This window comes from Vibrio sp. 1CM8B (assembly GCF_023161685.1).
In the GTDB taxonomy this organism is placed as follows: Bacteria; Pseudomonadota; Gammaproteobacteria; order Enterobacterales; family Vibrionaceae; genus Vibrio; species Vibrio coralliirubri.
In genome coordinates, this window is sequence record NZ_JALNTU010000019.1 from 1 (window position 1) to 23,845 (window position 23,845).

Annotated in this window: 26 protein-coding genes; 6 read left to right on the forward strand and 20 right to left on the reverse strand. The window is 45.1% G+C overall.

Going from position 1 to position 23,845, the window contains the following annotated elements; all coding sequences use genetic code 11:
• Positions 1–157: 157 nt before the first annotated feature.
• The gene (locus MSG36_RS22185; RefSeq protein WP_248369724.1) at positions 158–652 is read right to left on the reverse strand and encodes a DUF2780 domain-containing protein; all 495 of its coding nucleotides are present in this window, start codon (positions 650–652) and stop codon (positions 158–160) included.
• 134 nt (positions 653–786) lie between these two features.
• The gene (locus tag MSG36_RS22190; RefSeq protein ID WP_008220519.1) at positions 787–1,407 is read right to left on the reverse strand and encodes an FKBP-type peptidyl-prolyl cis-trans isomerase; all 621 of its coding nucleotides are present in this window, start codon (positions 1,405–1,407) and stop codon (positions 787–789) included.
• Between the two features lie 213 nt (positions 1,408–1,620).
• On the opposite strand from MSG36_RS22190, the gene MSG36_RS22195 reads away from it, so the two are divergent.
• A complete protein-coding gene (locus tag MSG36_RS22195; RefSeq protein ID WP_048605967.1) occupies positions 1,621–2,205 on the forward strand; it encodes a LysM-like peptidoglycan-binding domain-containing protein in 585 nt (194 codons plus the stop codon).
• A gap of 59 nt (positions 2,206–2,264) precedes the next feature.
• Here MSG36_RS22195 and MSG36_RS22200 read toward each other — a convergent pair whose 3' ends face one another.
• The 11 genes from MSG36_RS22200 to MSG36_RS22250 all read right to left on the reverse strand — a co-directional run bounded on the left by MSG36_RS22200 (position 2,265) and on the right by MSG36_RS22250 (position 12,220).
• Positions 2,265–3,113, reverse strand: coding sequence for a DMT family transporter (locus MSG36_RS22200; RefSeq protein WP_248369726.1), 849 nt, complete (start codon positions 3,111–3,113; stop codon positions 2,265–2,267).
• Entirely contained in the window at positions 3,113–3,565 is a 453-nt protein-coding gene (locus tag MSG36_RS22205) for a GNAT family N-acetyltransferase (RefSeq protein ID WP_248369728.1), read from the reverse strand. The genes MSG36_RS22200 and MSG36_RS22205 overlap by 1 nt, the downstream gene beginning before the upstream one ends.
• 57 nt (positions 3,566–3,622) lie before the next feature.
• Positions 3,623–4,189, reverse strand: coding sequence for a Crp/Fnr family transcriptional regulator (locus MSG36_RS22210; protein WP_048605962.1), 567 nt, complete (start codon positions 4,187–4,189; stop codon positions 3,623–3,625).
• 71 nt (positions 4,190–4,260) lie between these two features.
• Positions 4,261–6,015 carry a lysophospholipid acyltransferase family protein gene (locus tag MSG36_RS22215; protein ID WP_248369730.1) on the reverse strand — a complete coding sequence of 585 codons (1,755 nt, stop codon included), beginning with the start codon at positions 6,013–6,015 and terminating at the stop codon, positions 4,261–4,263.
• Between the two features lie 12 nt (positions 6,016–6,027).
• Entirely contained in the window at positions 6,028–6,471 is a 444-nt protein-coding gene (locus MSG36_RS22220; protein WP_248369732.1) for a hypothetical protein, read from the reverse strand.
• A 10-nt stretch (positions 6,472–6,481) separates the two neighbouring features.
• Positions 6,482–6,919, reverse strand: coding sequence for a YHS domain-containing (seleno)protein (locus MSG36_RS22225; protein ID WP_050622148.1), 438 nt, complete (start codon positions 6,917–6,919; stop codon positions 6,482–6,484).
• Positions 6,920–6,931: 12 nt separating this feature from the next.
• Positions 6,932–7,681 carry an NRDE family protein gene (locus MSG36_RS22230; protein ID WP_248369734.1) on the reverse strand — a complete coding sequence of 250 codons (750 nt, stop codon included), beginning with the start codon at positions 7,679–7,681 and terminating at the stop codon, positions 6,932–6,934.
• Positions 7,682–7,683: 2 nt separating this feature from the next.
• Positions 7,684–8,226, reverse strand: a complete 543-nt coding sequence (locus tag MSG36_RS22235) for a DinB family protein (protein WP_248369736.1) — start codon at positions 8,224–8,226, stop codon at positions 7,684–7,686.
• Between the two features lie 19 nt (positions 8,227–8,245).
• On the reverse strand, positions 8,246–9,379 hold the full coding sequence (locus MSG36_RS22240) for an ATP-grasp domain-containing protein (protein ID WP_050647058.1): 1,134 nt from the start codon (positions 9,377–9,379) through the stop codon (positions 8,246–8,248).
• Complete coding sequence (locus MSG36_RS22245; RefSeq protein WP_248369737.1) at positions 9,376–9,963, reverse strand: DedA family protein; 588 nt, start codon at positions 9,961–9,963, stop codon at positions 9,376–9,378. The genes MSG36_RS22240 and MSG36_RS22245 overlap by 4 nt, the downstream gene beginning before the upstream one ends.
• 280 nt (positions 9,964–10,243) lie before the next feature.
• Positions 10,244–12,220: a bifunctional 2',3'-cyclic-nucleotide 2'-phosphodiesterase/3'-nucleotidase gene (locus MSG36_RS22250; protein WP_248369739.1), complete on the reverse strand. Its 1,977-nt coding sequence runs from the start codon at positions 12,218–12,220 to the stop codon at positions 10,244–10,246.
• Between the two features lie 414 nt (positions 12,221–12,634).
• Here MSG36_RS22250 and cysD point away from each other — a divergent pair, with 414 nt between their 5' ends.
• The 4 genes from cysD (at position 12,635) to cysC (ending at position 17,463) form a co-directional block, all read left to right on the forward strand.
• On the forward strand, positions 12,635–13,579 hold the full coding sequence (gene cysD / locus MSG36_RS22255; protein WP_258954156.1) for a sulfate adenylyltransferase subunit CysD: 945 nt from the start codon (positions 12,635–12,637) through the stop codon (positions 13,577–13,579).
• Between the two features lie 18 nt (positions 13,580–13,597).
• The gene (gene cysN / locus MSG36_RS22260; RefSeq protein WP_248369741.1) at positions 13,598–15,028 is read left to right on the forward strand and encodes a sulfate adenylyltransferase subunit CysN; all 1,431 of its coding nucleotides are present in this window, start codon (positions 13,598–13,600) and stop codon (positions 15,026–15,028) included.
• Positions 15,029–15,093: 65 nt separating this feature from the next.
• A complete protein-coding gene (locus MSG36_RS22265) occupies positions 15,094–16,818 on the forward strand; it encodes an SLC13 family permease (RefSeq protein ID WP_017067554.1) in 1,725 nt (574 codons plus the stop codon).
• 24 nt (positions 16,819–16,842) lie between these two features.
• Positions 16,843–17,463, forward strand: a complete 621-nt coding sequence (gene cysC / locus MSG36_RS22270; protein ID WP_017067555.1) for an adenylyl-sulfate kinase — start codon at positions 16,843–16,845, stop codon at positions 17,461–17,463.
• Positions 17,464–17,629: 166 nt separating this feature from the next.
• On the opposite strand, the gene MSG36_RS22275 is transcribed toward cysC, so the two are convergent.
• The 7 genes from MSG36_RS22275 to MSG36_RS22305 form a co-directional block, all read right to left on the reverse strand.
• The gene (locus MSG36_RS22275) at positions 17,630–18,538 is read right to left on the reverse strand and encodes a TIGR03899 family protein (RefSeq protein WP_086775413.1); all 909 of its coding nucleotides are present in this window, start codon (positions 18,536–18,538) and stop codon (positions 17,630–17,632) included.
• A gap of 514 nt (positions 18,539–19,052) precedes the next feature.
• Positions 19,053–19,568, reverse strand: coding sequence for a DUF3299 domain-containing protein (locus MSG36_RS22280; RefSeq protein ID WP_248369743.1), 516 nt, complete (start codon positions 19,566–19,568; stop codon positions 19,053–19,055).
• Between the two features lie 14 nt (positions 19,569–19,582).
• A complete protein-coding gene (locus tag MSG36_RS22285) occupies positions 19,583–20,842 on the reverse strand; it encodes an ABC transporter permease (RefSeq protein WP_048605937.1) in 1,260 nt (419 codons plus the stop codon).
• Positions 20,839–21,555: an ABC transporter ATP-binding protein gene (locus tag MSG36_RS22290; protein ID WP_248369745.1), complete on the reverse strand. Its 717-nt coding sequence runs from the start codon at positions 21,553–21,555 to the stop codon at positions 20,839–20,841. Before MSG36_RS22290 ends, MSG36_RS22285 begins: the two co-directional genes overlap by 4 nt.
• Positions 21,556–21,696: 141 nt before the next feature.
• Complete coding sequence (locus MSG36_RS22295; protein ID WP_248369747.1) at positions 21,697–22,395, reverse strand: DUF2796 domain-containing protein; 699 nt, start codon at positions 22,393–22,395, stop codon at positions 21,697–21,699.
• Between the two features lie 41 nt (positions 22,396–22,436).
• Entirely contained in the window at positions 22,437–22,727 is a 291-nt protein-coding gene (locus MSG36_RS22300; RefSeq protein ID WP_017063722.1) for a DUF2607 family protein, read from the reverse strand.
• Between the two features lie 90 nt (positions 22,728–22,817).
• Positions 22,818–23,369 (reverse strand): YtfJ family protein, encoded by a 552-nt coding sequence (locus MSG36_RS22305; protein WP_048605931.1) that lies wholly within the window; start codon positions 23,367–23,369, stop codon positions 22,818–22,820.
• Positions 23,370–23,622: 253 nt separating this feature from the next.
• On the opposite strand from MSG36_RS22305, the gene MSG36_RS22310 reads away from it, so the two are divergent.
• Positions 23,623–23,823, forward strand: coding sequence for a DUF1107 family protein (locus MSG36_RS22310; RefSeq protein ID WP_048612597.1), 201 nt, complete (start codon positions 23,623–23,625; stop codon positions 23,821–23,823).
• The last annotated feature ends 22 nt before the right edge of the window (positions 23,824–23,845 follow it).

Below are 23,845 nucleotides of genomic sequence, written 5' to 3' on the forward strand. Positions count from 1 at the left end.
GTATCTCGTATCTCGTATCTCGTATCTCGTATCTCGTATCTCGTATCTCGTATCTCGTATCTCGTATCTCGTATCTCAAATATCTTTTCTTCCACGCACAAAAAAGAGCACCGAAGTGCTCCTATCAGGTTTTACGCTAGCTATTAATAACTAACGCTTATTGCCAAATAGCTGCAAGCGAATCCATCAGGCCGCTCGTTGCACCTTGTGACTGCAGTGCTTGAAGAATGATTGGCGCAAATGTTGTAACCATTGATGGATCCATACCTAATCCCGAAAACGCACTTTCAACGGCACCTTGTGAGCTTAATAACGATGATAGACTTGTAGACTCAAGGCTCGACATACCCGGAATCAGCGTTGCGAGTTCTTTGTTGTCAGCTGTGCCAAGTGAGTTTTGTGCAAGGGCCAACATTGAACCAATACCGCCAACTGCTTGGTCGCTGGTAACAGAAGCTTGGTCAGCTACCGTATCCACAAGTGGTGTTGTTTCGTTCTGTTGAGACCACATATTCACTGCTGCCATTAGTGCAGTTTGTGATAGTTGGGAATAGTTGGTATCTGATGATGAACTGGTTTGTTCAGAGTCGCTCGTGCTAGCGCAAGAGACAACAGCAAGGCTGCTTAAAACTGTGATGAGTACTTTCTTCATTATTCGTCCTTAAGTAATAAAGTAATTTACTCTTTCACTATAAACGAAAAACGGCGATGTAGTGACATCGCCGTTGGATTATTTCAATTTTATTTGCCTATAGTATTTTGTTTTACTAAAGGTTTTTATAAAAATTAAAGAATTGCTAGAAGTTCTACTTCAAATACTAGAGCAGCAAATGGTGGGATTGCAGCACCTGCGCCACGCTCACCGTATGCTAGATCTTGAGGGATGTATAGCTTCCACTTAGAGCCAACAGGCATCATTTGTAGAGCTTGTACCCAACCTTGAATTACGCCAGTTACTGGGAATTCAGCAGGTTGACCGCGAGATACAGAGCTGTCGAAAACAGTACCGTCAGTTAGTTCGCCGTGGTAGTGAACACGTACTTGCTTGTCTGCAGTTGGGATTTCGCCAGTACCTTCAGTTAGTACTTCGTACTGAAGACCAGACTCAAGAACTGTTACTTCTGAACGAAGAGCGTTATCAGCTAGGAAAGCTTCGCCGTCAGCAGCAGCAGCTTTAGCTAGTTCTTGACGTGCAGCTTCACCACGAGTGTGTAGCTCTTGTAGTGCGTTGTTGATTTCGTCAACTTCGATAGCTGGCATGTCGCCAACTAGAGCTGTTGCGATACCAGCAGCGATTGCGTCAACGTTTAGGCCTTCAAGACCAGAACCAGCAAGTTGTTGGCCCATTTGTAGACCGATACCGTAGCTAGCTTTTTGCTCTACAGTTTCAAATTTTACTTCAGACATGAAAAGTCACTCTTTTTGTCAGTACGAAAAGGGTAAGAATACCAGTATTAGCAGCGTGAAGAAACGGCTAGTCCCTGATCACTTGCGCTTTACCGTGCCCAAATCACAGCCATGTCAATTTTCTCGCTTTGGGCCTTGTTGTGACGGAAAGATCTATACTGTTGGTACTTTGGTTTTTATACTGTAGTTATTCAATGTATAGGACGCAGTGGTATGAATCGTCGTCAAAAGAAAAAACAGAAAGTTGACCACTTAGCAGAATTCAAGGATCGACTGAATCAGGTCAAAGAGAAATTGAGTTCGATCGATGTGAAGAAAATGAAAACCTCGACAGCGCAAACTTGGGGCTCATTGCCGAAGTTACACCAAAGACTGTTGATGGTGATTTCTCCGATCGTACTGATATTACTTTTTGTGCCGCTACCAGAACCTAAAGTAGACACAGCTCCAACAACATCGCGCGTTGAGCTTGAAATAAACACCGTCGGCTTAAGCGAACAGCAAAATGCCAAGAGCAGTTCATCAGAACCGAGTAACAAAAATTGGCAGGAGTACCTTGTTAAGCAAGGGGATACGTTAGCGCAGGTTTTTCGAAACAACGATTTGCCATTGTCTGACTTGAATGCGTTAGTGCGTATTGAAGGTGCAGATAAGCCACTCAGTCAGATTCGTAAAGGCCAACTGGTTCGTTTCAAACTTGCTGAAACTGGGCAGTTGGACATTCTTCAGCTAGAGAAAGGCGACACTTCGGTGATGTTCTTCCGCTTATCCGATGGTGGCTTTGGTCGCAGTAAGTAGATGAATAGTGAGCCTGAGTTAAAGCGCTTCGCTAGACACAGATAAACGATAGAAAAGAGCTAAGCATTAGCTCTTTTTTTTGGTCGCTTGAAAGGGGCGAGTGGCAAGATGATAAGCATGATTCCGATAAAGGTTAATGTATCTGGAATCTCATCGAACCATATCGCACCTATTAACGCCACAAACACCAATCCTGAATACTCAGCCAAGGCAATTTGGCTAGAGTGTGCTTTTTGATAGGCTGCAACCGCAAGGCCGTTGTAGCTCAATATGAGTGTTGCACTCAGGGCTATGTATCCCAAGTGCTCCACAGACACCGGCTGCCAGTATAAGAAGCACAGTACTAATGAGGCTGGAATAGATAATAAGGTTGTCCACCACAGCGTAGTGACCACCGTTTGCTCACTAGGAAGCTTTCTTACCAATACATTGAATAGTGCGAGGGTGAGTGCTGTCCCCAAAGCAAACAGTGCTGCCCAATGAAATTGTGATGGCCTCAAGACAATCAATGCACCAATAAAACCTACTGTCGTGGCGATAACCTTGCCGAGTGCCGGTTGCTCTTTCAATAGCAGCATTGAGAGCGGCAACATCAGTAAAGGCGCGACATAAAATACTGCGTTGGCGGTTGCCAAAGATAAATGAGTGATTGCCACAACCATGCATCCACTGCCGATCAGAATTAACTGACCTCGAATGAAGGTTACCTTAGCCTGCTGTAAGCGCCGTTGTTCTTTTTTCTGTTGTAGCCACAAAGGGGTGATGATGAGCAGAGATATCAACTGTCGGAAAAAAATATACTGTAAGGGCGGTACTTCGCCATTTAACAGCTTTACCGCTATGTCGGAAAGCGAGGCAAACAAGTTACCTGCAACCAACAATAGAATACCGGCAGTGATATTCGTCATTATTTTTCTAATCTCATGTCTATATGAGGAATGTCATCTTCGAGGTACATATCCGAGATGGTCTTGAAGCCATGGCTCGCATAGAAGTTTTCTAGGTGTTGCTGCGCGCCAATATCAATGGCCGTATTTGGCCAAAGAGCCTCACAGCGTGTTAGTGCTTCTTTTATTAACTGATGCCCTAGGCCATCACCTCTTGCTGATTGCTTGGTTGCGACTCGGCCGATGCTGGTGTTGTCGTAAGACGTACCTGGTGGTAATAAACGTGCACACGCTACTAACTCTTCATCAGAATAGCCAAGTAGGTGCTCAACACCCACGAGTGTATCTTTTCCGTCGAGTTCTGGATAAGGACAAGTTTGCTCCACCACAAATACATCGACTCTTAATTTAAGTAGTTGATAAAGCTGTTGTGTTGAGAGTTCAGAAAAGGGAATTGAGTGCCAAGTGATCATGTTTACATCCAGAGATTATCGATGCTCTGAATGTACTATGCGCGATGATTGTTGGCATTAACTATTGTTAATTCGACCTTTAATTCTGCTCAGGCTGATTGCGGTTATTCCTAGGTATGCTGCAATTTGATTGTCGTTCAAGCGCTGCTCAAGGTCGGGATAGTGCTCGCAGAACAGCTGATAGCGTTGCTCCGGTGTATAGAGCAGCATGAAGCGTTCTTTGTTTTCCTTATGCATCAGTTGTGTTTCTAACAGCTTTAAATACAAAGGATTATTTGATGCACGCCACTCGATAACCGCATTCATTGGCAGCTCTAACATGGTGATGGGAGTCAGCGTTTCTAATAGGTAAGGGGACGCTTGGCTTTTTATCAGACTCTCAAAGCCGATGATCCAATCTTGTTCCCAATAGAACTCTTTACTGTATTGCTTACCGTCATTGGTCAAGTAGCAGGCATGGCACAAGCCTTCAAGTACAAAGTAGATTGAACTCGCCATCTCACCTTGATTGATCAAGATGTGTCTGGTTGGCAACTCAAGTGGCTTGGCGACAGCAACTAGAGATTCAATCTGGCTTTCAGAGAAGTCGAAGCTTTGTAGTTGTTCGATAAAAGAGGTGTGCATGAAAATAACCTAACCCAAATAAGTGCCGAAATCATCGCACTTATTTGGAGAGAGGTACAGAGCAGGATAAATCAGCGTCGTGCGTGTTGCTCTAGGTAATCTTGAGCAAGTTCTCTACCCATGTATTTACCCAGAGTCTTCAGTGGTACCTTTTTAAGGTTCACCACAATCAAGCCATCCAAGGCATCATTAAATGATGGGTCGACATTAAAACACACCAGTTTACCGTTCATCCCTAGATATTGGCGCAGCAGTACCGGCAGGCCTTTACCTTGCTCCATGCGTGCTAACACTTTAGAGAGCAGAGGCACACTTGCTAATGAAGAGAGTAGGTGATTCTGCCAGAACACATGACTGCTGGTATTGAGAGGTGATGAAGGTGAAACCAAATTCGCCTTTTCCTCGTCGTAGTGATGGATTGATAAGGTGGTCGCGATCAACAGACGCGCATTGTGGCTGTAATCATTACTGATACTGACAGGGCCGAACAGATGGGTGTATTGAGGGTGACGAGACACAAAGGTCGCGATGCCTTTCCACAATAGTAACAGTGAGTTCAGGCTCTTTTGGTAAGGCTTACTTACCACTGATCGCCCAAGCTCAATGCTGTTTTCTAACGTATCAATGAATTCTTGGTTGTAGTTAAACAGGCTACGAGAGTAGAGCTGATCAAGCCCGTGCTCTGCGATGAGTTTGTCGACCATACCGAGTCGATACGCGCCAACCAGTTCTGCCTTGGTTTTATTCCACACAAACAGTTGATGGTAGTAAAGGTCATACTCATCTAAATCACAGGCAAGCCCGCTGCCTTCTCCGACTTCTCTAAAGCTTTCTTCTCTTACTCGACCAATCTCGCGCATTAAGTTAGGAATAGATTGGCTTGGCGTGCAATAGACCTCGAAGTCCCCTTGCTCAAGTAACTTCATCTCTTCCGGAAGAGAGTCGACCTCTATTGCCAACACTTCTGGTGGAATAGGCGCAATCACTTGGGTATCAAAAGAGGGGGCGTGGATTGGCGTGTTCGGGCTGTCTTGTTGACTCATTAGGTAGGTATTGAGTCGTAGGTAGTTGACGATATCCATCTCTTTTTCAAACGATTTGATCTCTGAATACGGAATCGATGAGCTAATCGAGATAGAGATAGTCGTCGCCTGTTTATTAAGAAGTTCACGGCCGAGTAGAGCGGTTCTTAATAGTGGATGAACACGACCTGCTTGGTAGAACAGCTCGCTGTTTTTACCATTGATAAAGATAGGCACCGTGGTGGCTTGGTGACGTTTGACGAATTTCGCTACCGACTTGCTCCACTCGATGTCTGTCAGTGTTTTTGCCCCTTTACGGTAGCTCGATACTTCACCCGCAGGGAATACAATCAGCAGTCCGCCATCAGCCAAATGACGATTGGCGTCTCGAATGGCTTTGGCATTGGTGCGTTTTGATTCTTTACTATTAAAGACATCGACACCGATGAAAAGATCATCCAGCTCCGGCAGGCGCTTAAGTAACTCATTCGCCAACACTTTCACATCCTTCCTTACTGATCCTACGAGATCGGCAAGGATCACGCCTTCGATTGCGCCAAGCGGATGGTTGGCCACAATCACCACTGGCCCTTCTTCTGGGATATTTTCTGTGGTGCCAGATGAAACCGAGTAGTCGATATTGAGCGCCGACAGGGTGTGATGCATGAATTCAAAGCTAGATAACTCGTTTGGTCGATCTTGATAGAGTCGGTCTAGCTTAGATAGCCCAGTTGCCCACTCGACAACAGACTCACCTAAACCAAAAGGCGTGTAACGTGGTAAACGAAAAGGACTATCAATCATAATGAAGCTACCTTATTGACTAAAATTGTTTAGGAAACTGTCTTGATTCTTGAAATCTTTTACACTTAAAAACGCACCGCATAACCACACTAGGCATGCCATGCCAAACAATAATCCGCCGTCGTAACCGACAATTTCACCCGCTGCATTGAACTCAGGCATCTGAATACCGAGCGGCGTAAACAGGTGGAAAAATATCGCGCCGCTCATAATCCCCACGCTCATGATGGCACCCAGGCCATGCCAACGCGTGAACAGCAAAATGGCCGCTATCAATTCAGCGAATCCAATCAAGTAGCCGCCAAACGAGCCGAACCAACTGAGCCCTGACCATGTCGCGAGCGTGCCAAAGATATGCTCTGTCTCGTATGAGCCAGTGAACTTAAAGAACAGCGACTGAATAAACACAAACGCGATAAATGCCGCAGGGGTATGTTTGGCTGGAGTAAATGTCATCGTTATTCCCTTACTTAATCAGTTGCGGCCAAACTTTATCGGCTTGTTGAATATGCTGTGCTTGGTCTTGTTCCCAACGCTGCTTAATCTCTTGGTCGTAGTTGAGGTAAAGCTTGTTATCAACAATCGTCCATTGATGTGGATCACCCGGTGCAAAGTCACTCTTCGCTGATACTGCCCAAGCGCAATAGCCACCATATTGAGGGGCATATTTTTCAGGATTATTAACAAATAAAGTCAGATTCTTTTCAGAAGAGAAATACCAATCCGCGCCTTTGTACTCAGTGCTGAATTTTTTACTGCCTTCAATGGGCTTACCGGAAGTGAAATACGCGACGGTATCGTAGCCATCGAGCGCCTTACTGCTAAAGAAACCAGTGTAGATTTCATCGGCGGCAAATACGTACGGGCTAACAAGTAGCAGAACCATGGTTAATAGTTTTCTCATGATGGACTCCATCTATAGATTGATTGCGGGTGATAAATCAAAGGTAAAGCGTTGCTGATTTATCTGGCATGGTTTAATGGGTTCGCATGGTGAGCCGGGCGCATAAAACATAGAGGCTTGGCCATGCAGATTACGTAAGTGTGTAAAGCTCACGGTATGTGCGTCTTCGCGATGCATACAGGTCGCTAAATGAGGTTGCTCATTGTGATGGTGAGAGTGGAACATCAGTAAGTTCTGTTGATTCTTACCTGCCGCCATGAGCTGATCATATTTTGCTTGTCGGTAGGCTTGCACTCGCTCTAAATCAACACCGGATGAGAACAGTGGAGAATCAGTGTCGACTATTTGCTGTTGAATACCATCCCACATGTAGGCGATAACCAGACCATTGTGTTGGGTTAGATTGGGCGCGAAAGCCAGCAAGGTAAATGGGGCAAAAGAGTGTAGGTCTAGCTTGTGAAATGCTTCAGAGAGCTGACTGATATTACGACTCGATGATAGATTTTTAAGTAGCAAACCGCGGCTGACTAACGGCCCAACAGGTACTGTGCCTTGATAGTTATTGAGTAGGCACAGCGAAAGCCCGAACTCATTAATGCTTATCCAGCTACCGCCGCCAGTTGGGTCGAGTGGCATGATGATATCGACACCGTTGACTCGATATTGTCTGGGTGGCATTGCCAGTGCTCGCGTCTTTTGTTCATCACGATTAAAAAAGACCTGATAACCATTCTCTTCAAGCAGCCAAGATACTGAACACATGATTATTGCTCCCTCAGATAGCTGTTGGTGGTTGGGGCATAACCAAAGGTATTGCAGGTTTCAATATCTAAGAAGGTGGTGATCACCTTGATCATCGCGTAATGATGATTGGCATGCAGTGCGGCAAAGGTGACCTCTCTTTCGAGCGTTGAAGGCAGGCTTGCGAACACTTGAGCGTCCATCGAAACCTCAGTTTGGATCATGATAGGCGCTTCGAGATCTCGACGGTCTAATCGTTCAAGCCAGTTGATCACATAGTGGATCTCTTTGACTGCAATAGAGCGGTCGTATTCGACAGGATGACCACGACGACGAGTGTTGTAATCAACGGTCTCATCCTCTTTTAAAATCAAGGCGTGAAAAAGATCCAGTGTGTGACGAGTATGTTCACCGATAGAGCTTGTAACGTGTGGCTTTGCTCGTGTTAGGTAATCGCTGTCAGAAATCGCTAACAAAAACTCTAGACCCTGATTCAATATCTCTACCGCTCCCTTGATGCTAGGAGAGAAAGAAGTAAGGGCGCTCGGTTGGGCTATGGGGTTCATTCATGATCCTCGTGCAAAGTTAGTCGGTAGTCGGATATTGTTGAACAAGACGTCGCTCTTCTTGCCACGCCGCAAATAAGCTCTTGAAAGAAGGGGATTGGTGGCCTCGTTGTTTTTGCTGAGCGCCAATATCAAAAAGAATGCGGTATTGCAGGAGTAGCGTAGAAAATATCTCTCGTAATGGGGTGTTGCGATCCCAGATATGTCCAGCCTCACTGCTTGCGCCATTGACCTCAAGAATCGTGAAATCCTCACCGTTCATTAGGCTGTGCATGTCTTTAAACTTGACGTCGAGTCGACCAAAGTGAAAGCCATCGAAGTCGTCGAATATCTCGTCTAAGCGTTCTGTTAGAGCCTGAGTGATGTATTGATTACCGTCTCGGAAGATACAGCCACGGCTATGGCTGCCTGCAAACGCGAGTTGGAACTCTTCGCCCTCTGCGAGCACTTGATCCAATTTATCTTCATGCCTTGGCAAATAGAGGTGGCTGAGTTGCCCTGCGCGCGGGCTGTTTTCAATTAACTGTTTGAGTGTCGACTTGCCATCACCCATCACCATTGGCGCATATTTGAGTGTGATCGAGATGATCTCACCTTGCTTTTTGTTTGGATAACGAACATAGAAAACACCCGCTTCCGCTTGATAAGGCGCCTTTTTCTGCAGTAGAAAGCGAGCATTATTTGGGAAAGATTCGACATATTGCTCAAGTTGATCTTGGTTGTTGATCAGCTTTACTCCAACACCTCGACAGCCAAGATCCGGCTTTGCCACGATTGGGAAATCAAGATCCGACTGGATGAGTGCGCTGCGCGCATCTTCGGCTTGTTTTTTACTGCTAAGATCCGTTTTGGTTAGGGTAATAAACGGTGAGATCCAACGCTGACTTGAAGATCCGGCAAGGCTCAATATCTCGTGTTTTGATTCGCCTACCATGCCGCTTAACTTAATGCTTGGATTGGCGATGAGCGGAAGTGCCCAGTCAAAGTGCCGTAACCCTTGCATCAGGCTTTGAATGACCACTGGCGTGTAGAAAAACCAAGTCGGAAGAAACTCATAAGGAGAGACACTGCGCACGGTATCTTTTTCAAGTAGAGGCATGCCTGCATTAATTTGATGTGCGGGAATGATGCGAATATCTTGCGGTGAACTCATGATAGCCCTCTAGAGTAGGTTTTATTCATTAATCGATTGCCGATAAACAGCAAAACGATGGCACACGGGATGATGATCCATTGATATTCAGAGGCTTGCAGCCAGGCTGATGTCCCTAAATAGTAGATGGCAGAGAAGACAATGCCAGTCCAGAGCGCAGTTGCGCTGATGACGGCAAATAAGAAAGTAGGCATTGGGATGGCGAAAAAGCCACTCAGAGTAAAACCAACGGTGCGTAGTCCAGGAATAAAGCGGATAACAAAAAGGCTGCTGAATGCGTTTTGGCGTAATTTGGTACGAAGCGAACGAAAGTACTTATTGGTGAGGGCTTTATATCGAACGCCTCGGAAGTAACGTCCTGATTTTCCTAAGTAGTAGAGACCTAAGTCACCTGTAGCAATACCGATGAAAATGGCAAGCAGCGCATATTGAGGAAGAATGAGCCCTTGCGTGGCTAAACCGGCAGCGGTAACAATCGCAAGATCTTCAAGCAGGTAAGAAAGCGCAATAATGCCAAGCATCAGCCATAGCAACGACTCCTCCCCTGAATGTAACCATGCTTGAATGCTCTCGACCGTGCTCATCAAATGTCCTTTTCTATCCTATAGATGAATGGCTTAATGACCATTCATTGAGTGTAGTAAATTAAATAGACACGAGGAGCAGAGAAAAACTTACAGACAATTAGCGCTTTTTTGTGCTGATTGAATGCAATGAGTGGTTTGAGGTATGCGGTTTCGGTGCAGAATCAGAGGATGATAAAGGGTTAGAAACCTAAGGTTTTGGAGTGAATATTGAGAAGAAAAAAAGGCTGAGTCGTTAAACTCAGCCTTTAGAAGGTTAACTATGGATTACTTAAGCAATCTATTTAGTTAGGTCAATCTGGTAAACAGCGAAACCAACATCGTCAGTCGCAACACGTTTCATCGGGTATTGACCCTTCTCTTTGATGAACTCTGCTGCTTTCTCGCTTGGCGACGTTTCAAAGCGGATATCTAGTTTGTTATCTGTTTTGATTGGTGCAAATGACCAGTTGTTGTCAGCCGTTGGGCTTACTTGACCTTGCTCTTTGCTTACGCGAGAGATGTAGTTTGCAAGAACAGTGCGGTTCTCATCTGGTGCATCAAATGCGATGAAACCTTCACCTGTGCCTGGGAATTTAGCACTGTATGCACGGTAGTTGTTGGTTGCGATCAGGAAGTCTTGCTTCATGTCGATTGGCTTACCTTGGTAAGTTAGGCCAACAATACGCTGTGAATCAGGGTTAACCACTTTACAGTTTGCATCGTATTTAGCAGGTTGAGTTACGTCGATTTGGTAATCAACACCGTCGATAACATCGAAGTTGTAAGTACGGAAGTTATCCCACTCGATCAACTGTTGTGGTGCCGTTGAGTTAACATCCACTTGGTTGAACTGACCTGCAGAACACTCAAGCCACTCTTTTACTTCGTGACCTGTTACCTTCATTGCAACTAGCGTGTTCGGGTAAAGGTACAAGTCAGCTGCGTTACGGAATGTCAGTTGGCCAGATTCAACTTCAGTGAAGTTCGCTGGGTCATTCTTACGACCGCCCGCTTTGAATGGCGCAGCAGCAGAAAGTACTGGTGTACCGTCTAGGTCTGGGTCACCTTGGATGAACTGTTCAACGTAATCTTTCTGTGCAAGGTTAACAATCTGTACTGTTGGATCGTCTTGTACTAGAGACAGGAAGCTGTACATCACGTCGTCTGCTTTACCAATGGGTTGGTTAACAAACTCACGAGTACCTGCGTGGTCTTTTTCTAGTGCTGTTACGATGCCTTCATCAGCTGCAGCAAGCGATTTCTTCTCGATCTTGTCGTAGATAGGGCGCGCTTCTGATTGGCCTTTAACGACTTCCCACTTACCGTCTTTTTGTGCAAGTGTTAGGTCCATAACACCAACGTGGCTACCCCAACGACCTGGCATTACTGCCGCAACGCCGTTCATTGTGCCCGTTTCGTTGTCGATGCCTTGGATGTCATCAAAACCTTTACCTGGGAACACTGCGTGAGAGTGGCCGAACGCGATTGCATCAATGCCGTCTACTTCAGATAGGTAGAACGTTGAGTTCTCTTCGCCATTTTTGTATGGGTCCGTTGATACGCCTGAGTGAGGGATAGCGACGATAACTTCAGCGCCTTCCGCTTTCATTTGAGGTACTAACTCGTTAGCCGTCTCAATGATATCGCGAGCGATCACTTTTCCTTCAAGGTTCTTCTTATCCCACGTCATGATTTGTGGTGGAACGAAACCGATGTAGCCGACTTTTACTTCATGCTCTACGCCTGCAGTATCTTCAAACGTGTGCGTCTTGATGATGTAAGGCGTGAAGTAGTGTTCTTTGGTTTTTGCGTCGTAAACGTTAGCACTGATGTACGGGAAATCAGCGTCGTTGATTGACTCTTCTAGGAACTCAAGACCGTAGTTGAATTCGTGGTTACCTAGGTTTGCAGCGTCGTAGCTTAGCTGGTTCATAGCTTTGTATGCAGGGTGAACTTCACCCGCTTCGATGCCTTTGTCTGCCATGTAGTCACCCATTGGGCTACCTTGCAGCAAGTCACCGTTATCAACTAATACGCTGTTGGTTACTTCGTTTTGAGCTTCTTTTACTAGAGTTGCAGTACGTGCTAAGCCGATTTTTTTCGATGGCTTGTCTTTGTAGTAATCGTAATCCATTAGGTTGGTATGGATGTCCGTTGTCTCTACGACACGTAGTTTAATCACTTCATCGGTATCTGGTGTTGTTGTACAGCCTGCTAGAGTCAAACCAAGACCCGCAAGTACAGCCAATGACAAAGGTTTCATTGCAACTTTCATTTTGTAGCTCCAAAGTGGATAGTAGAAAATTCGTTGCGTAATGTAACAAAATGCAATGAAACAATGATTACAACGAATGTTAATTCGTGACTTAGATCGATTACTTTATGGTGTTCTGCAAGACGCCTCCCAAACCTGCTCAATCAATGCACAATTGATATCGATAAGATTAGTCCATTCATTTCACCTGCTTATCGATAAATCAAATTCCTTATCAGCTTTTCGAATAAAAAATGAAATTTTAGAATTTCCAGTAATATGAGAGGCTCGTCATAATGCCTATATCAAGGACGTATCAGGCAGAGGAATAGCAAGGATAGCTCAACACGAAGCTTCTGTTTTCTTCTAGTGCCAATACTCCCATTCACTCTAGTGGATGAGTTAAATCCCATGCTTGGCAAGACCAAGTAATGAATTGCTCGTAACGCGAGCCTTAAAGGAAGCACTGAAATGGACCAAGAACGTTTAACCCACCTAAAACAGCTCGAAGCGGAAAGTATTCATATTATCCGTGAAGTGGCGGCTGAGTTTGATAACCCAGTGATGATGTACTCCATCGGTAAAGATTCTTCTGTGATGCTTCATTTAGCTCGCAAAGCGTTTTACCCAGGCAAGATTCCATTCCCACTATTACACGTTGATACGGATTGGAAATTCCGCGAGATGATTGAGTTTCGTGACCGCACAGCAGAAAAGTACGGTTTTGACCTTTTGGTACATAAGAACCCTGAAGGTATCGAGATGGGTTGTAGCCCATTCGTACATGGTTCTTCGAAACACACAGACATCATGAAAACTCAGGGCCTTAAGCAGGCGTTAAACAAGTATGGGTTCGATGCGGCTTTCGGTGGTGCGCGTCGTGATGAAGAGAAATCTCGAGCGAAAGAGCGTGTTTACTCTTTCCGCGATAAGAACCACACATGGGATCCAAAAAACCAACGTCCAGAGCTGTGGCACACCTACAACGGTCAGGTGAATAAGGGCGAAAGCATTCGTGTATTCCCATTATCAAACTGGACTGAACTGGATATTTGGCAATACATCTATCTAGAGAGCATCGATATTGTTCCGCTTTACCTTTCTGATAAACGCCCAGTTGTTGAGCGTGATGGCATGCTGATCATGGTTGATGATGACCGTATGGAGCTGCAAGAAGGTGAAGTGATTGAAGAGAAAAGCGTTCGTTTTCGTACTTTAGGCTGTTACCCACTAACCGGAGCGGTTGAATCTGAGGCGAATACGCTAACAGGCATTATTGAAGAGATGCTGGTGGCGACGTCTAGTGAGCGTCAAGGTCGAGCGATTGACCATGATCAGTCGGGCTCTATGGAGCTGAAAAAGCGCCAAGGTTATTTCTAAGAATCTAAGGAAAGAAAAATGAATAGTGCAGTAGAAGCCGAATTGGCTGAACTAGGGATTGAAGGTTATCTAAGTCAGCATCAGCATAAATCTATGCTTAGATTTTTAACTTGTGGCTCGGTAGATGACGGTAAAAGTACTCTAATCGGTCGCTTGCTCCATGATACAAAACAGATTTATGAAGATCAGCTAGCAGCGGTTCACTCGGATAGCCAACGAGTGGGTACCACAGGTGAGAAGCCTGATTTGGCACTGCTTGTTGATGGTCTGCAGGCTGAGCGTGAGCAAGGGATTACGATCGATGTGGCTTACCGCTACTTCTCGACTCAAAAACGTAAGTTCATTATTGCTGATACTCCTGGGCATGAGCAGTACACGCGCAACATGGCAACAGGCGCTTCAACGTGTGATCTGGCGGTGATCTTGATTGATGCTCGTAAGGGCGTTCTGGATCAAACACGTCGTCACTCGTTTATCTCTAACCTGCTTGGTTTGAAGCATTTCATTGTTGCTGTAAACAAGATGGATCTGGTGGATTACGCGCAAGATCGTTTTGAAGAAATTCGCGATGAATACTTAGAGTTTGCTGAAAACCTAGAAGGTGAAACTAACATTCAGATCTTGCCAGTTTCGGCGCTTGAAGGCATCAACGTTGCTGCACCAAGTAAAGAGCTTGCATGGTTCGAAGGCCCATCTCTACTCGAAGTGTTAGAGAACGTCGACATTGACCAAAAGCGTTCTGCGGGTGAATTCCGATTCCCAGTTCAGTACGTCAATCGTCCTAACTTAGACTTCCGCGGTTTTGCTGGCACCGTTGCCTCTGGCCGTGTCAGTGTCGGTGATGAAATCAAGGCGCTGCCGTCGGGTAAAACCTCGAAAGTTGCACGCATTGTAACTTTTGATGGTGATTTGGAGTCTGCACAAGCGGGCTTGGCGGTAACACTGACCCTTGAAGATGAGATTGATATCAGCCGTGGTGATTTGATTGTGCTAGAAAACGCGCAGATTGAATCCACTAATCACGTTTTGGCTGATATCGTGTGGATGACAGAGCAACCATTGCAACCGGGCAAAGCTTACGACATCAAGATCGCAGGCAAGAAAACCGTTGGTCAGGTTGAAACAGTTCGTCACCAATACGACATCAACAACCTATCGACTCACGCTGTCGATGAGTTGCCACTGAATGGCATTGGCTTGTGTGAATGGTCACTGAACGAGACTGTCGCGCTGGATAAATACCGTGAGAGTGCCGATACCGGTGGTTTCATCGTTATCGACCGACTAACCAACGTGACGGTTGGTGCGGGTTTGATTCGAGACCGTTTGGACTCTGTTGAACAGCAAGTCGGTAACGTCTCTGCATTTGAACTTGAGTTCAACGCATTGGTTCGCAAACATTTCCCTCATTGGGATGCCAAAGATCTAAGCCAACTACTGAAGTCATAAACGACCAAGTAACAGCTTATTGAATCAGGCGGAAACCGATCGTTTCCGCCATAAAGGACGGGTATATGTGGCAACAAGGATTTGTATTAGCAATTTTGCTCGGCATCATTACTTGCCTGCTCGTTACCCGTATTAAGCCAAGCTTTATCTTTGCTGGCGCGGCGTTTATTGCTTTTATGGCTGGCATGATCGATTTGTCGAGCCTAGCCAATAACTTCACTAACTCCTCGTTACTGACTTTAATTCTTCTGATCCTCGCATCAAGTGCGTTGGAGAAAACTCGCTTAATTAGCTGGGTTAGCCGCAATATCTCTGAAGGTAGGCTAGGTACCGTGGTTGCGAAGTTGGGTATTTCCACAGCGTTACTTTCTTCTTTTACTAATAACACCGCGGTGGTTGTTTCTTTGATCGGGGCGATCAAACGTAATCAACAGCACGCGCCGTCTAAGTTACTTATCCCATTGTCATACGCTGCCATCTTAGGTGGCACCCTGACATTGATCGGCACCTCTACCAATTTGATCATCAATAGTTTTGTTGAAGATGCAGGTTTACCGAGCTTAAACTTTTTCACACCTACCTTGATCGGTTTAGCGGTTTTGGTCGGTGGCGTATTGATCCTTATCCCTCTTAGCTATTTTCTACCCAGCTATGATGATGGTTCTCAAGATGATCTGCCTTACTTTTTAGAAGCCAGAGTGGAGCCCGGTTCACCGTTAGTTGGTCGTAGTGTTAGCGAGAACAACCTAAGAGCTTTGAGAAAACTGTTCTTAGCGGAAGTGATTCGCGACGGTAAAACCACCGCGTCGATAGACCCTGACTTCATACTTCAAGCTCGTGACCGATTGCTATTTTGTGGCGATGTCGAAAGTGTGGCAACACTGCAAGAAATCCAAGGTTTAACCCTGTTTGGTCAGCATCATTTGAATGGCCAGAGCTTCGTTGAAGTGGTGGTGAGTTCGTCGGCAAGCTTCTGTAACAAAACCCTGAAAACCAGCCAATTTAGAGACCGTTTCGATGCGGTTGTGGTTGCTATTCGTCGTGGCCATGAACGCCTTGAAGGTGGCCTTGGAAACATCACATTAACCGCTGGTGATACCCTAATTTTGGTTCCCGGCAAACGCTTTGAAGAACAGCGCCAACAACACAACAAAGAGTTTGTGTTGATGAATGACTTAGATTCGAGTGCCAAGCTTGATGCCGATAAATCGACGTTTGTGTTGCTTGGTTTTGCCAGTGTGATTGGCCTCGCTCTTATCGATGCAGTACCGATTATCAAAGGCTTAGCTGGTTTTCTATTGTTGTTGGTGGCATTTGGCGTGGTGCAGCTGGGTGAGCTTCGTCGCCGTTTCCCAGTCGATATTGTGGTGATCGTGGGCTCTGCACTTTCTATTGCTCAACTGATGATTTCATCGGGTTTGTCTGAGCGCATGGGGCTGATGTTCATGGAGGCGTTTAATGGTTGGGGCGTATTCGGTGCGTTAGTTGCTACCTACTTTATGACCTTGGTTTTGACAGAGCTGGTGACCAATAATGCGGCCGCAGCACTCTCATTTCCGATTGGCTACAGTATGGCAGTAGGTTATGGCGTTGACCCTATGCCGTTCATCATGGCGGTACTGTTTGGTGCCAGTGCCAGTTTTATCTCTCCATACGGCTACCAAACCAACTTACTTGTTTATAGCGTAGGTAATTACCATTTAACGGATTATCTGCGTATTGGCATTCCAATCTCGATTGTTTATTCGGGTTTGGTATTGACCCTAATTCCTTATTTTTTCCCATTTTAATGCTGTTTATTTAAAGGACTAATTATGACCGCAGTACTCAAACCCAAAGATGAGAATGTTGTGTGGCATCAACACTCGATTGATAAAACATTTCGCGCGGATCTGAAATCACAAAAGCCAGCCGTGCTCTGGTTCACCGGATTGTCTGGTTCTGGTAAATCGACAGTCGCAGGAGCATTAGAAAATCGCTTGGCACAGCTTGGTTACCATACTTACTTATTGGATGGCGACAATGTGCGTCATGGATTATGTAGTGACCTTGGCTTCTCTGAGCAAGATCGTCGAGAGAACATCCGTCGTATTGGTGAGCTTGCTAAATTGATGGCAGATGCAGGCTTGATCGTGCTGTCAGCCTTTATTTCTCCGCACCAAGCTGAAAGGCAACTCGTGAGAGATTTATTGCCGGAAGGTGAGTTTCTTGAGGTGTTCGTCAATACGCCATTAGAGGTTTGCGAACAGCGTGATCCTAAAGGTCTGTATAAGAAAGCACGTGCCGGAGAGATCCCGAACTTCACAGGTATTAGTTCAGTGTACGAAGCGCCTCAGAACCCTGAGATTGATCTACCCGCAGGTGAGAAGACACTCGATGAATTGGTCGAACTGTGTATTGATGCGTTGGAGAAGCGTAATATTTTAGCCAATTGAGATCGTTGGTATGACTAAGGCTGTCCACTTACTTATCGACTTATTCATGACTGATAAGTAGTGCAGCCTTGGTTTACCGAGACAAGAAACCTATCCTCTAGATTCTCTTTATTCCTCTCAATTCACCTCACTTTTTACACCGTCTACTCTTTACACCGTCGAGTGTCTAGACGGTGTAATTCACACTGCTTTTCACTTCTGTCTGAACCGTGAATTTCTGGCTCAATAGTGCAATCAGTTGGTCGTAATACTGCGTGTTTGGCTTGTTGCCAAGCAAGGTACAAAGCTCATTGCCTGTAGGGCTGAATCGATAGTAAACCAGCTTCACGCCTTTTGATAACGGTGCCAGTGACATGCTCTTACCTTGATAGGTTAGGTGCAGGGCTGGATCGAAATCAATCTCTCCGGATTCCAATTCTGTACCCAGAATAATCCCGAGCTCTATCAAGTGGAGCAGGCTGGAGTAGGGCAGGTTGTGCCCACCAAGGTTGATGGTGTTGGTGGTATCCCTTTTGCCAAAGCTGAATAGCCCTGCATGAGATTTAAAACCGAGTAAGAGCTTTCTGCTGCTATCGCTACCAAAGCTACAACCCAGTGATGCCGCTCTTTGTAGAGTTAACGCTTCTTTTGGTGTCATGTCTTTTAAGATCTGCAGTGCCTTCATCGATGTCGAGCCTGGATTGGTGACTTCTCGTTTCAGTACTTGAGCCCATAGCCTTTGCATCGATGTATTGTGGATCTCTTGTGCCATGTCGAAGAAACGATATAGCCAGTCCTGATCCGGGTCTCCAGCCGCTTCATCCTTACACGAAGAGTGCGCCAACTTTAGAATCTGTTCTAGGTTCTTTTGGCGAAGCTCTCTACGCTTTTTCTCTCGCAATAGTGCCCGTTCGATAAGCGTACTCTCAGCTTTATCGTTTGGCTTGGCACTATGACTAATTAAGGAATCGAGGCCGAAGCTTTGTGCGATGTGCAGCATTCTGCTGGCACTGTCGGCAATATGAGGCTTTTTCTCATGCTTATGCTGTGTGTCGCTAGCATGCTCAATGATCACTGGCTGTTTAGTTTCTGACATAAGAGTACCGTTAGGAGATGACTCAAGACCAATCGTAGTAAATAATTGCTAAACCTAGCTTGTTAAAACGCTCGATAACTGAGCTACAATTTTTGATTGTAGAATAACTACTTATCAAAAAGCGCCGCCTTGCTCTTAAGCCTTTTTCCTACGCTATTCCTGAACACTTACTTATTGTGATTGGTATAACTGCCTAAAATGTAACTCTTTATCTTATTGGTGGCTAGATTTTGCGTGCAGAGTTGAAGGTTTCAACAAAATTTTACTTTTGCTAATGATAATAAAATGTTAAATTTGTTGTAGTTCTCAAGGAGGAGTTATGAATCAAGTCAATGATAACAAGCTGAAGAAACAGCTTAGTATAGGGTTATTACTCGCGACTTATGTCGCTGTTCTAGCTTACTTATCTAATTACATCGCGTAATTCAGAAGAAAATTATCGTTATTAAACTGTTATTGAATGATCGCACTCGTTCAGTGACGGCAGCTCATCCTTGAGCCACCCTTCTAATGACTACATGTCGTCATATTCTTCAATCGCAGTACCTTCAATAAGATAACCGGTTTGCGCTAAGTCATGGCTGATTGACTCAGTTTTCAGCGTTCCGACCAAATAGATCACATCCCATAACTGCTGTATTGGTGCACCTTTCGGGAACTTCACGTAGATGATTTGGTTCGGTGGTGGCGGTGGCACGTGGATACATGCGCCAAAGTACGGTACCAGCAGAAACTCAGTGATCATATTTTCATCACCTTCCAATGGAATCACAAAGCCAGGAATCTTTACTGTGCTGCCATTCAGCTCTGGGCGAACAGCACCAAGTGTTGATTGTTGAGGTTTATCCATACTATTGTGGTCAACCATCGGCATACCAAATGAATCTAGCTGAGCGCGCTCTGATTCTGGAATCAAATCAATCCATTCAAGTGTTAATACCGATTCGTCATTCTGAGTGGTTTCAGCGTGAGCTGTACTGATAAATGGGAACAGAAGTATCCCAAGTATCAGTAGGAATTTGCGTTGCATCGTAGGTTCCTATTTTAGATTCGAATCGTCATGCCATCAGACAATGACTGGCGGTAAGCCCTGAAAGCGGGAATAAAGCCGATAATGATTCCGGCAACTTGTACCAGCATAAGCAGTTTCCACTCATGCGGTGTGATTGCGGATATCGATATGTTGATACCATAACTTTGTTGCACAATAGGAGCAACCACTGCGATCAGCGCAAACAACACCGCAACACCTAATGTAATGCCAAGGAAGGTTAGCGCACTGGCTTCACTGATCAGTAAACCAAACACATGACGAGGTCTTGCGCCCATCGCTCGCAGGATAGCCATCTCTCGACGCCTTTCTTGCAAGCTAGTGAGTAGGCTACTGAGCATGCCCAATAAACCGGCGACAACAACAAACCCTGAAACAATCAGTAGTGCTTGTTCTGCTACAGCCATCATTCCCCACAATTCGTGAAGCGCAATGCCCGGCATAATGGCGCTTAAAGGTTCTTGGCGGTAGTTATTGATTTCTCGTTGCAGTGCGAAGGTTTGAATCTTCGAATTCAGCCCGAGCATCATCGCGGTAATCTGCTTCGGTTGGAAATCAAAAGTCTTTAAGGTTTCGGCATCCGGCGTGTGTCCTAGGTTAGCACCTGACTCCCAGCCAACATGAATCGCTTCAATAGCCTCTAACGAAACATGCACGGTTTTATCTACTGGTGTTCCTGTTGGTGCCAGTATTCCGACAATTTTGAAGGGCAGATTATCGTGACGGCTAAACGCAACATCACTGATACCGTGCGCAAGAATGATTTGATCACCGATTTTGTAATCTAGCTTCTTCGCGACGTCGGCACCAATCACTACGTCAAATAGCTGATTAAACTCTTTACCTTGCTGAAAAGTAAGTGGTTGCTTACTTCCATAGCGATAATTTTCAAAGTAGCTATGGTTGGTACCCATCACACGGAAGCCTTTGTGTGAATCGCCCAATGAGATTGGTATCGCCCACTTTACTGCGTTGTGCTGGCTAAATTCTTCATAGCTTTTCCAGTCGATGTTGTTGGTCGCATTACCGATTCTGAATACAGAGTAAAGCAGCAGGTTTACCTGACCAGAACGGCCACCAACGATAAGGTCAGTACCTGAAATCGTATTGGCGAAGCTGCTTTTTGCTTCGGTTCTAACGCGTTCTACGCCGAGCAAGAGAATGACGGATACCGCCACCGTGAGAATAGTGAGAATAGCCGTGGCTTTACGGTTGAGTACGCTTTTTAAGGCTAAGTGAGTAATTACTTTCATACGACAACCTTAGCTTGGTTAACGGTTTTTAAATCTATGGTTCGAGTGAACAACTTTTCTAGTGTTGGATCATGGCTAACAAAGATAAGAGTAGAACCTGCCTGGTTGGCTTGTTCTAACAACAGTGCGATAAAAGCTTCTCGGTTGTCATGATCCAAAGCCGAGGTTGGCTCGTCGGCAATAATGATTTTGGGTTGGCCAATCAAAGCACGAGCGGCAGCAACACGTTGTTGTTGACCTATGCTCAACTCGGTAACGGGCTTATCCATTAAAGCTTGAGGTAGCTTTAATCGGAGTAATAACTCTCGAGCCGTCTCTTGTAAGCTTTTCTGGCTTTCTGCGACTTGCTGTTTACGAATCTGTGAAAACTGGCAAGGAAGCGTCACGTTATCGATAACTGATAGATAAGGAAGCAGGTTAAATTGTTGGAAAATATAACCAATATGATCGGCTCTGAATTTATCTCTTTGACGAGGTGTAAGCTGAGTGAGGTCTTGATCAAGGATTGAGACTTCTCCTTGCTCAGCTTGGTTGATTCCGGTCAGTAGCCCTAACAAAGTTGATTTTCCACAACCACTTGGCCCTTTAATAAAAAGGTGCTCTTGGGCTTGGATGTACAGAGAGGGGATCTCTAGCGTTGGTGGTAATTCAGGCTTCCAACGAAAGCTGATATTTTCGAGTTTGACCACAAATGATGAACTGTCAGAAGACATGCTAGCTCCAATAATTAAAGCGGTGTATCTACTGGACAGTAATTTGAAGCATAAATTCCCCAGAACACACCGATTTGAACAGCCAAGTAAGCGATGACTTACCTGGCTGTTTATTTTACGTTTAATCCGATCTAGGAGTGATTAGAATCGGAAACTAATACGCTCTGCGTTAAGCACTTCTTGTACTTGAGCTGTGTCTGTTAGTAAGTTCACAGTCATTTTTTCTGTATTACCGAACTTAGAGAACCATTGAGTGCTAACTGTGTCTAGCTTAGCAACGTCTGAACATTGGTAATGGTACTCAACGGTGAATTCGCCGTGGCCACCTTCAGAGTGGTCATGACCTTCGTGGTCATCATGATCGTGTTCAGCGTGGTCATGGTCTTTGTGGTCGTCATGATCTTGCTCAGCATGGTCATGGTCTTTGTGGTCGTCATGATCGTGTTCAGCGTGGTCATGGCCTTCGTGGTCGTCATGACCGTGTTCCGCATGGTCATGGCCTTCATGGTCGTCATGATCGTCTTCTAAGGTGTTTGCCACTGACTTGAACTTCAGAGTACAACTCGCATTGTTAAAACTAAACAGCTCTTCTGGCTTGTTTAATTGTGCGATAGCCTGCTCAAACACTTTCTTCTGTTCTGCAGTTTCTGGAGCATGTTCAAACCCAACCACATCCGCGCCTGGAGCTGTTACTTCAACAAGCAGTTCTTGCCCATCTTGCGCGATGTTTACTTCAACTTGACCATGTACGTGTGCATCATGAGAGCGGAATTCTTCGTTAGCTAGAACATTTGTAGAGACAGTCATGCCGATAACAACGGCTAAAATAGTAGGTTTCATGTTTTTTTCCTGAATAAAGGTTAATTAAAAAGTAGTGGTAATTAAGCGATATTTACAGGAGGTGAGCGTGCCAAATAAGCGAAATATAGCCGCTGTAGTGAAGTTACTGACTCTGTGATAGCGACAGTAAATTCCGAATGGAACTCTGGAATCTGTGGTAGTGAGTGCGCCGTGATGAACTGATTAAGCGAAAACAGCTCACAATGGTGTGAGGTGTGGTGCTCTGGTGCGATATCCACGATGTGTGTTGCGGCTAACACGCTTAACATGAGCATAAGCCCAAGCAAGAAGCCTGTTTTGCGTTTCACATTGTTGGGTGTGTTTTGCCACATCAGGATGATTAACCACAGAATTAAAAAAGGATACTGTTATAATATAACAATATCCTTTGGTTAGGTCTCGAAAAAGACGCGAATATCTTATTAAAGACTCGCTTTAATCAACTCAATGACTTGAGTGACTTCTGATTCGTTTAATGCACCTTCTTTTACAAACAAGATTTTACCTTGCTTGTCTTGAACGATAATCGCTGAGCTTTCTTCTTTTAGAGCCCATGATGACGCAACGGCGCCGTCTTCATCTAGGACCATAGAAGACCATGGAAATTCTTCTTTGCTGCTTTCGGCAGACGACTTAACAAAAGACCCAGTACCCCAAATCGCATCATCTTGGTTGATGATAGTGGTGGTTTGGTAGCTGTCTTCTGAGAACTTCGATGCGGTAATGGCTGCCATCAATGGTGCGTTGAGCTCTTTAGAGCTGCTGCGGCCAGCGATAGCTTGAACGACGCGAACTTTACCTAGAAGATCATTGGTTGCCCAAGCTTGATATCCAGTATTTCCGTCGTTTAGAACAATCTCACCATAGTTACTCACATCGACGGCAGGCAAGGTAGCGCCTACTGATAGGTTGTGAGCATTGGCGAAGAGTGGAGAGGCTGCGGCTAAAAAAGCCAGTAGAGTTTTGTTTTTCATTATATTTTTGTTCCGCTTATTGGTTTGCACTGGAAGTATAATATGAAATTTGAAAAATGCCTCTTTAACTTTTTTATCGTACGACGTAGAAAGAAGTTGCAGGCTTGTTACCAAAAGGTATAATGCATCAATATCGAGATGAACAATAGATTATCTTGCTGTTTGCTAAAGGAATTAGCGATTAAATGTGCTTTGAACAACGACGCTGTTCAGGTATGTGACTGTAGTACTCAAATGGAATTGAGGTTGTATTATGTTAAGAAAATTTTCTACTTACCGTCCACATCAGGTGGCGCGTTTCGTTAAAGTCCTGTTCAAAGGCCAATTTGCTATTGAAGGTGTTGGAGAATTTCGCTTCGACCAAGGCAAGGTGCTTCTTCCTGAAGTTTCAGACAAACAAAAGCTCATTATTTTTAAAGAAGTTAACGGCACGATTGCTGCGTTGCCGGTGTAACTGCGCTTTATCGATTTGTTTG

Bases quoted from the DNA above. Each gene is read 5' to 3' on its own strand.
- MSG36_RS22225 (WP_050622148.1), bottom strand. From the start codon at position 6,919: ATGAGAAAACTATTAACCATGGTTCTGCTACTTGTTAGCCCGTACGTA.
- MSG36_RS22280 (WP_248369743.1), bottom strand. From the start codon at position 19,568: ATGCAACGCAAATTCCTACTGATACTTGGGATACTTCTGTTCCCATTT.
- MSG36_RS22250 (WP_248369739.1), bottom strand. From the start codon at position 12,220: ATGAAAGTTGCAATGAAACCTTTGTCATTGGCTGTACTTGCGGGTCTT.
- MSG36_RS22285 (WP_048605937.1), bottom strand. From the start codon at position 20,842: ATGAAAGTAATTACTCACTTAGCCTTAAAAAGCGTACTCAACCGTAAA.
- MSG36_RS22300 (WP_017063722.1), bottom strand. From the start codon at position 22,727: ATGTGGCAAAACACACCCAACAATGTGAAACGCAAAACAGGCTTCTTG.
- MSG36_RS22215 (WP_248369730.1), bottom strand. From the start codon at position 6,015: ATGATTGATAGTCCTTTTCGTTTACCACGTTACACGCCTTTTGGTTTA.
- MSG36_RS22200 (WP_248369726.1), bottom strand. From the start codon at position 3,113: ATGACGAATATCACTGCCGGTATTCTATTGTTGGTTGCAGGTAACTTG.
- MSG36_RS22185 (WP_248369724.1), bottom strand. From the start codon at position 652: ATGAAGAAAGTACTCATCACAGTTTTAAGCAGCCTTGCTGTTGTCTCT.
- MSG36_RS22205 (WP_248369728.1), bottom strand. From the start codon at position 3,565: ATGATCACTTGGCACTCAATTCCCTTTTCTGAACTCTCAACACAACAG.
- MSG36_RS22290 (WP_248369745.1), bottom strand. From the start codon at position 21,555: ATGTCTTCTGACAGTTCATCATTTGTGGTCAAACTCGAAAATATCAGC.
- MSG36_RS22295 (WP_248369747.1), bottom strand. From the start codon at position 22,395: ATGAAACCTACTATTTTAGCCGTTGTTATCGGCATGACTGTCTCTACA.
- MSG36_RS22265 (WP_017067554.1), top strand. From the start codon at position 15,094: ATGTGGCAACAAGGATTTGTATTAGCAATTTTGCTCGGCATCATTACT.
- MSG36_RS22190 (WP_008220519.1), bottom strand. From the start codon at position 1,407: ATGTCTGAAGTAAAATTTGAAACTGTAGAGCAAAAAGCTAGCTACGGT.
- MSG36_RS22240 (WP_050647058.1), bottom strand. From the start codon at position 9,379: ATGAGTTCACCGCAAGATATTCGCATCATTCCCGCACATCAAATTAAT.
- MSG36_RS22275 (WP_086775413.1), bottom strand. From the start codon at position 18,538: ATGTCAGAAACTAAACAGCCAGTGATCATTGAGCATGCTAGCGACACA.
- MSG36_RS22235 (WP_248369736.1), bottom strand. From the start codon at position 8,226: ATGAACCCCATAGCCCAACCGAGCGCCCTTACTTCTTTCTCTCCTAGC.
- cysN (WP_248369741.1), top strand. From the start codon at position 13,598: ATGAATAGTGCAGTAGAAGCCGAATTGGCTGAACTAGGGATTGAAGGT.
- MSG36_RS22245 (WP_248369737.1), bottom strand. From the start codon at position 9,963: ATGAGCACGGTCGAGAGCATTCAAGCATGGTTACATTCAGGGGAGGAG.
- MSG36_RS22305 (WP_048605931.1), bottom strand. From the start codon at position 23,369: ATGAAAAACAAAACTCTACTGGCTTTTTTAGCCGCAGCCTCTCCACTC.
- MSG36_RS22310 (WP_048612597.1), top strand. From the start codon at position 23,623: ATGTTAAGAAAATTTTCTACTTACCGTCCACATCAGGTGGCGCGTTTC.
- MSG36_RS22195 (WP_048605967.1), top strand. From the start codon at position 1,621: ATGAATCGTCGTCAAAAGAAAAAACAGAAAGTTGACCACTTAGCAGAA.
- cysC (WP_017067555.1), top strand. From the start codon at position 16,843: ATGACCGCAGTACTCAAACCCAAAGATGAGAATGTTGTGTGGCATCAA.
- MSG36_RS22230 (WP_248369734.1), bottom strand. From the start codon at position 7,681: ATGTGTTCAGTATCTTGGCTGCTTGAAGAGAATGGTTATCAGGTCTTT.
- MSG36_RS22220 (WP_248369732.1), bottom strand. From the start codon at position 6,471: ATGACATTTACTCCAGCCAAACATACCCCTGCGGCATTTATCGCGTTT.
- MSG36_RS22210 (WP_048605962.1), bottom strand. From the start codon at position 4,189: ATGCACACCTCTTTTATCGAACAACTACAAAGCTTCGACTTCTCTGAA.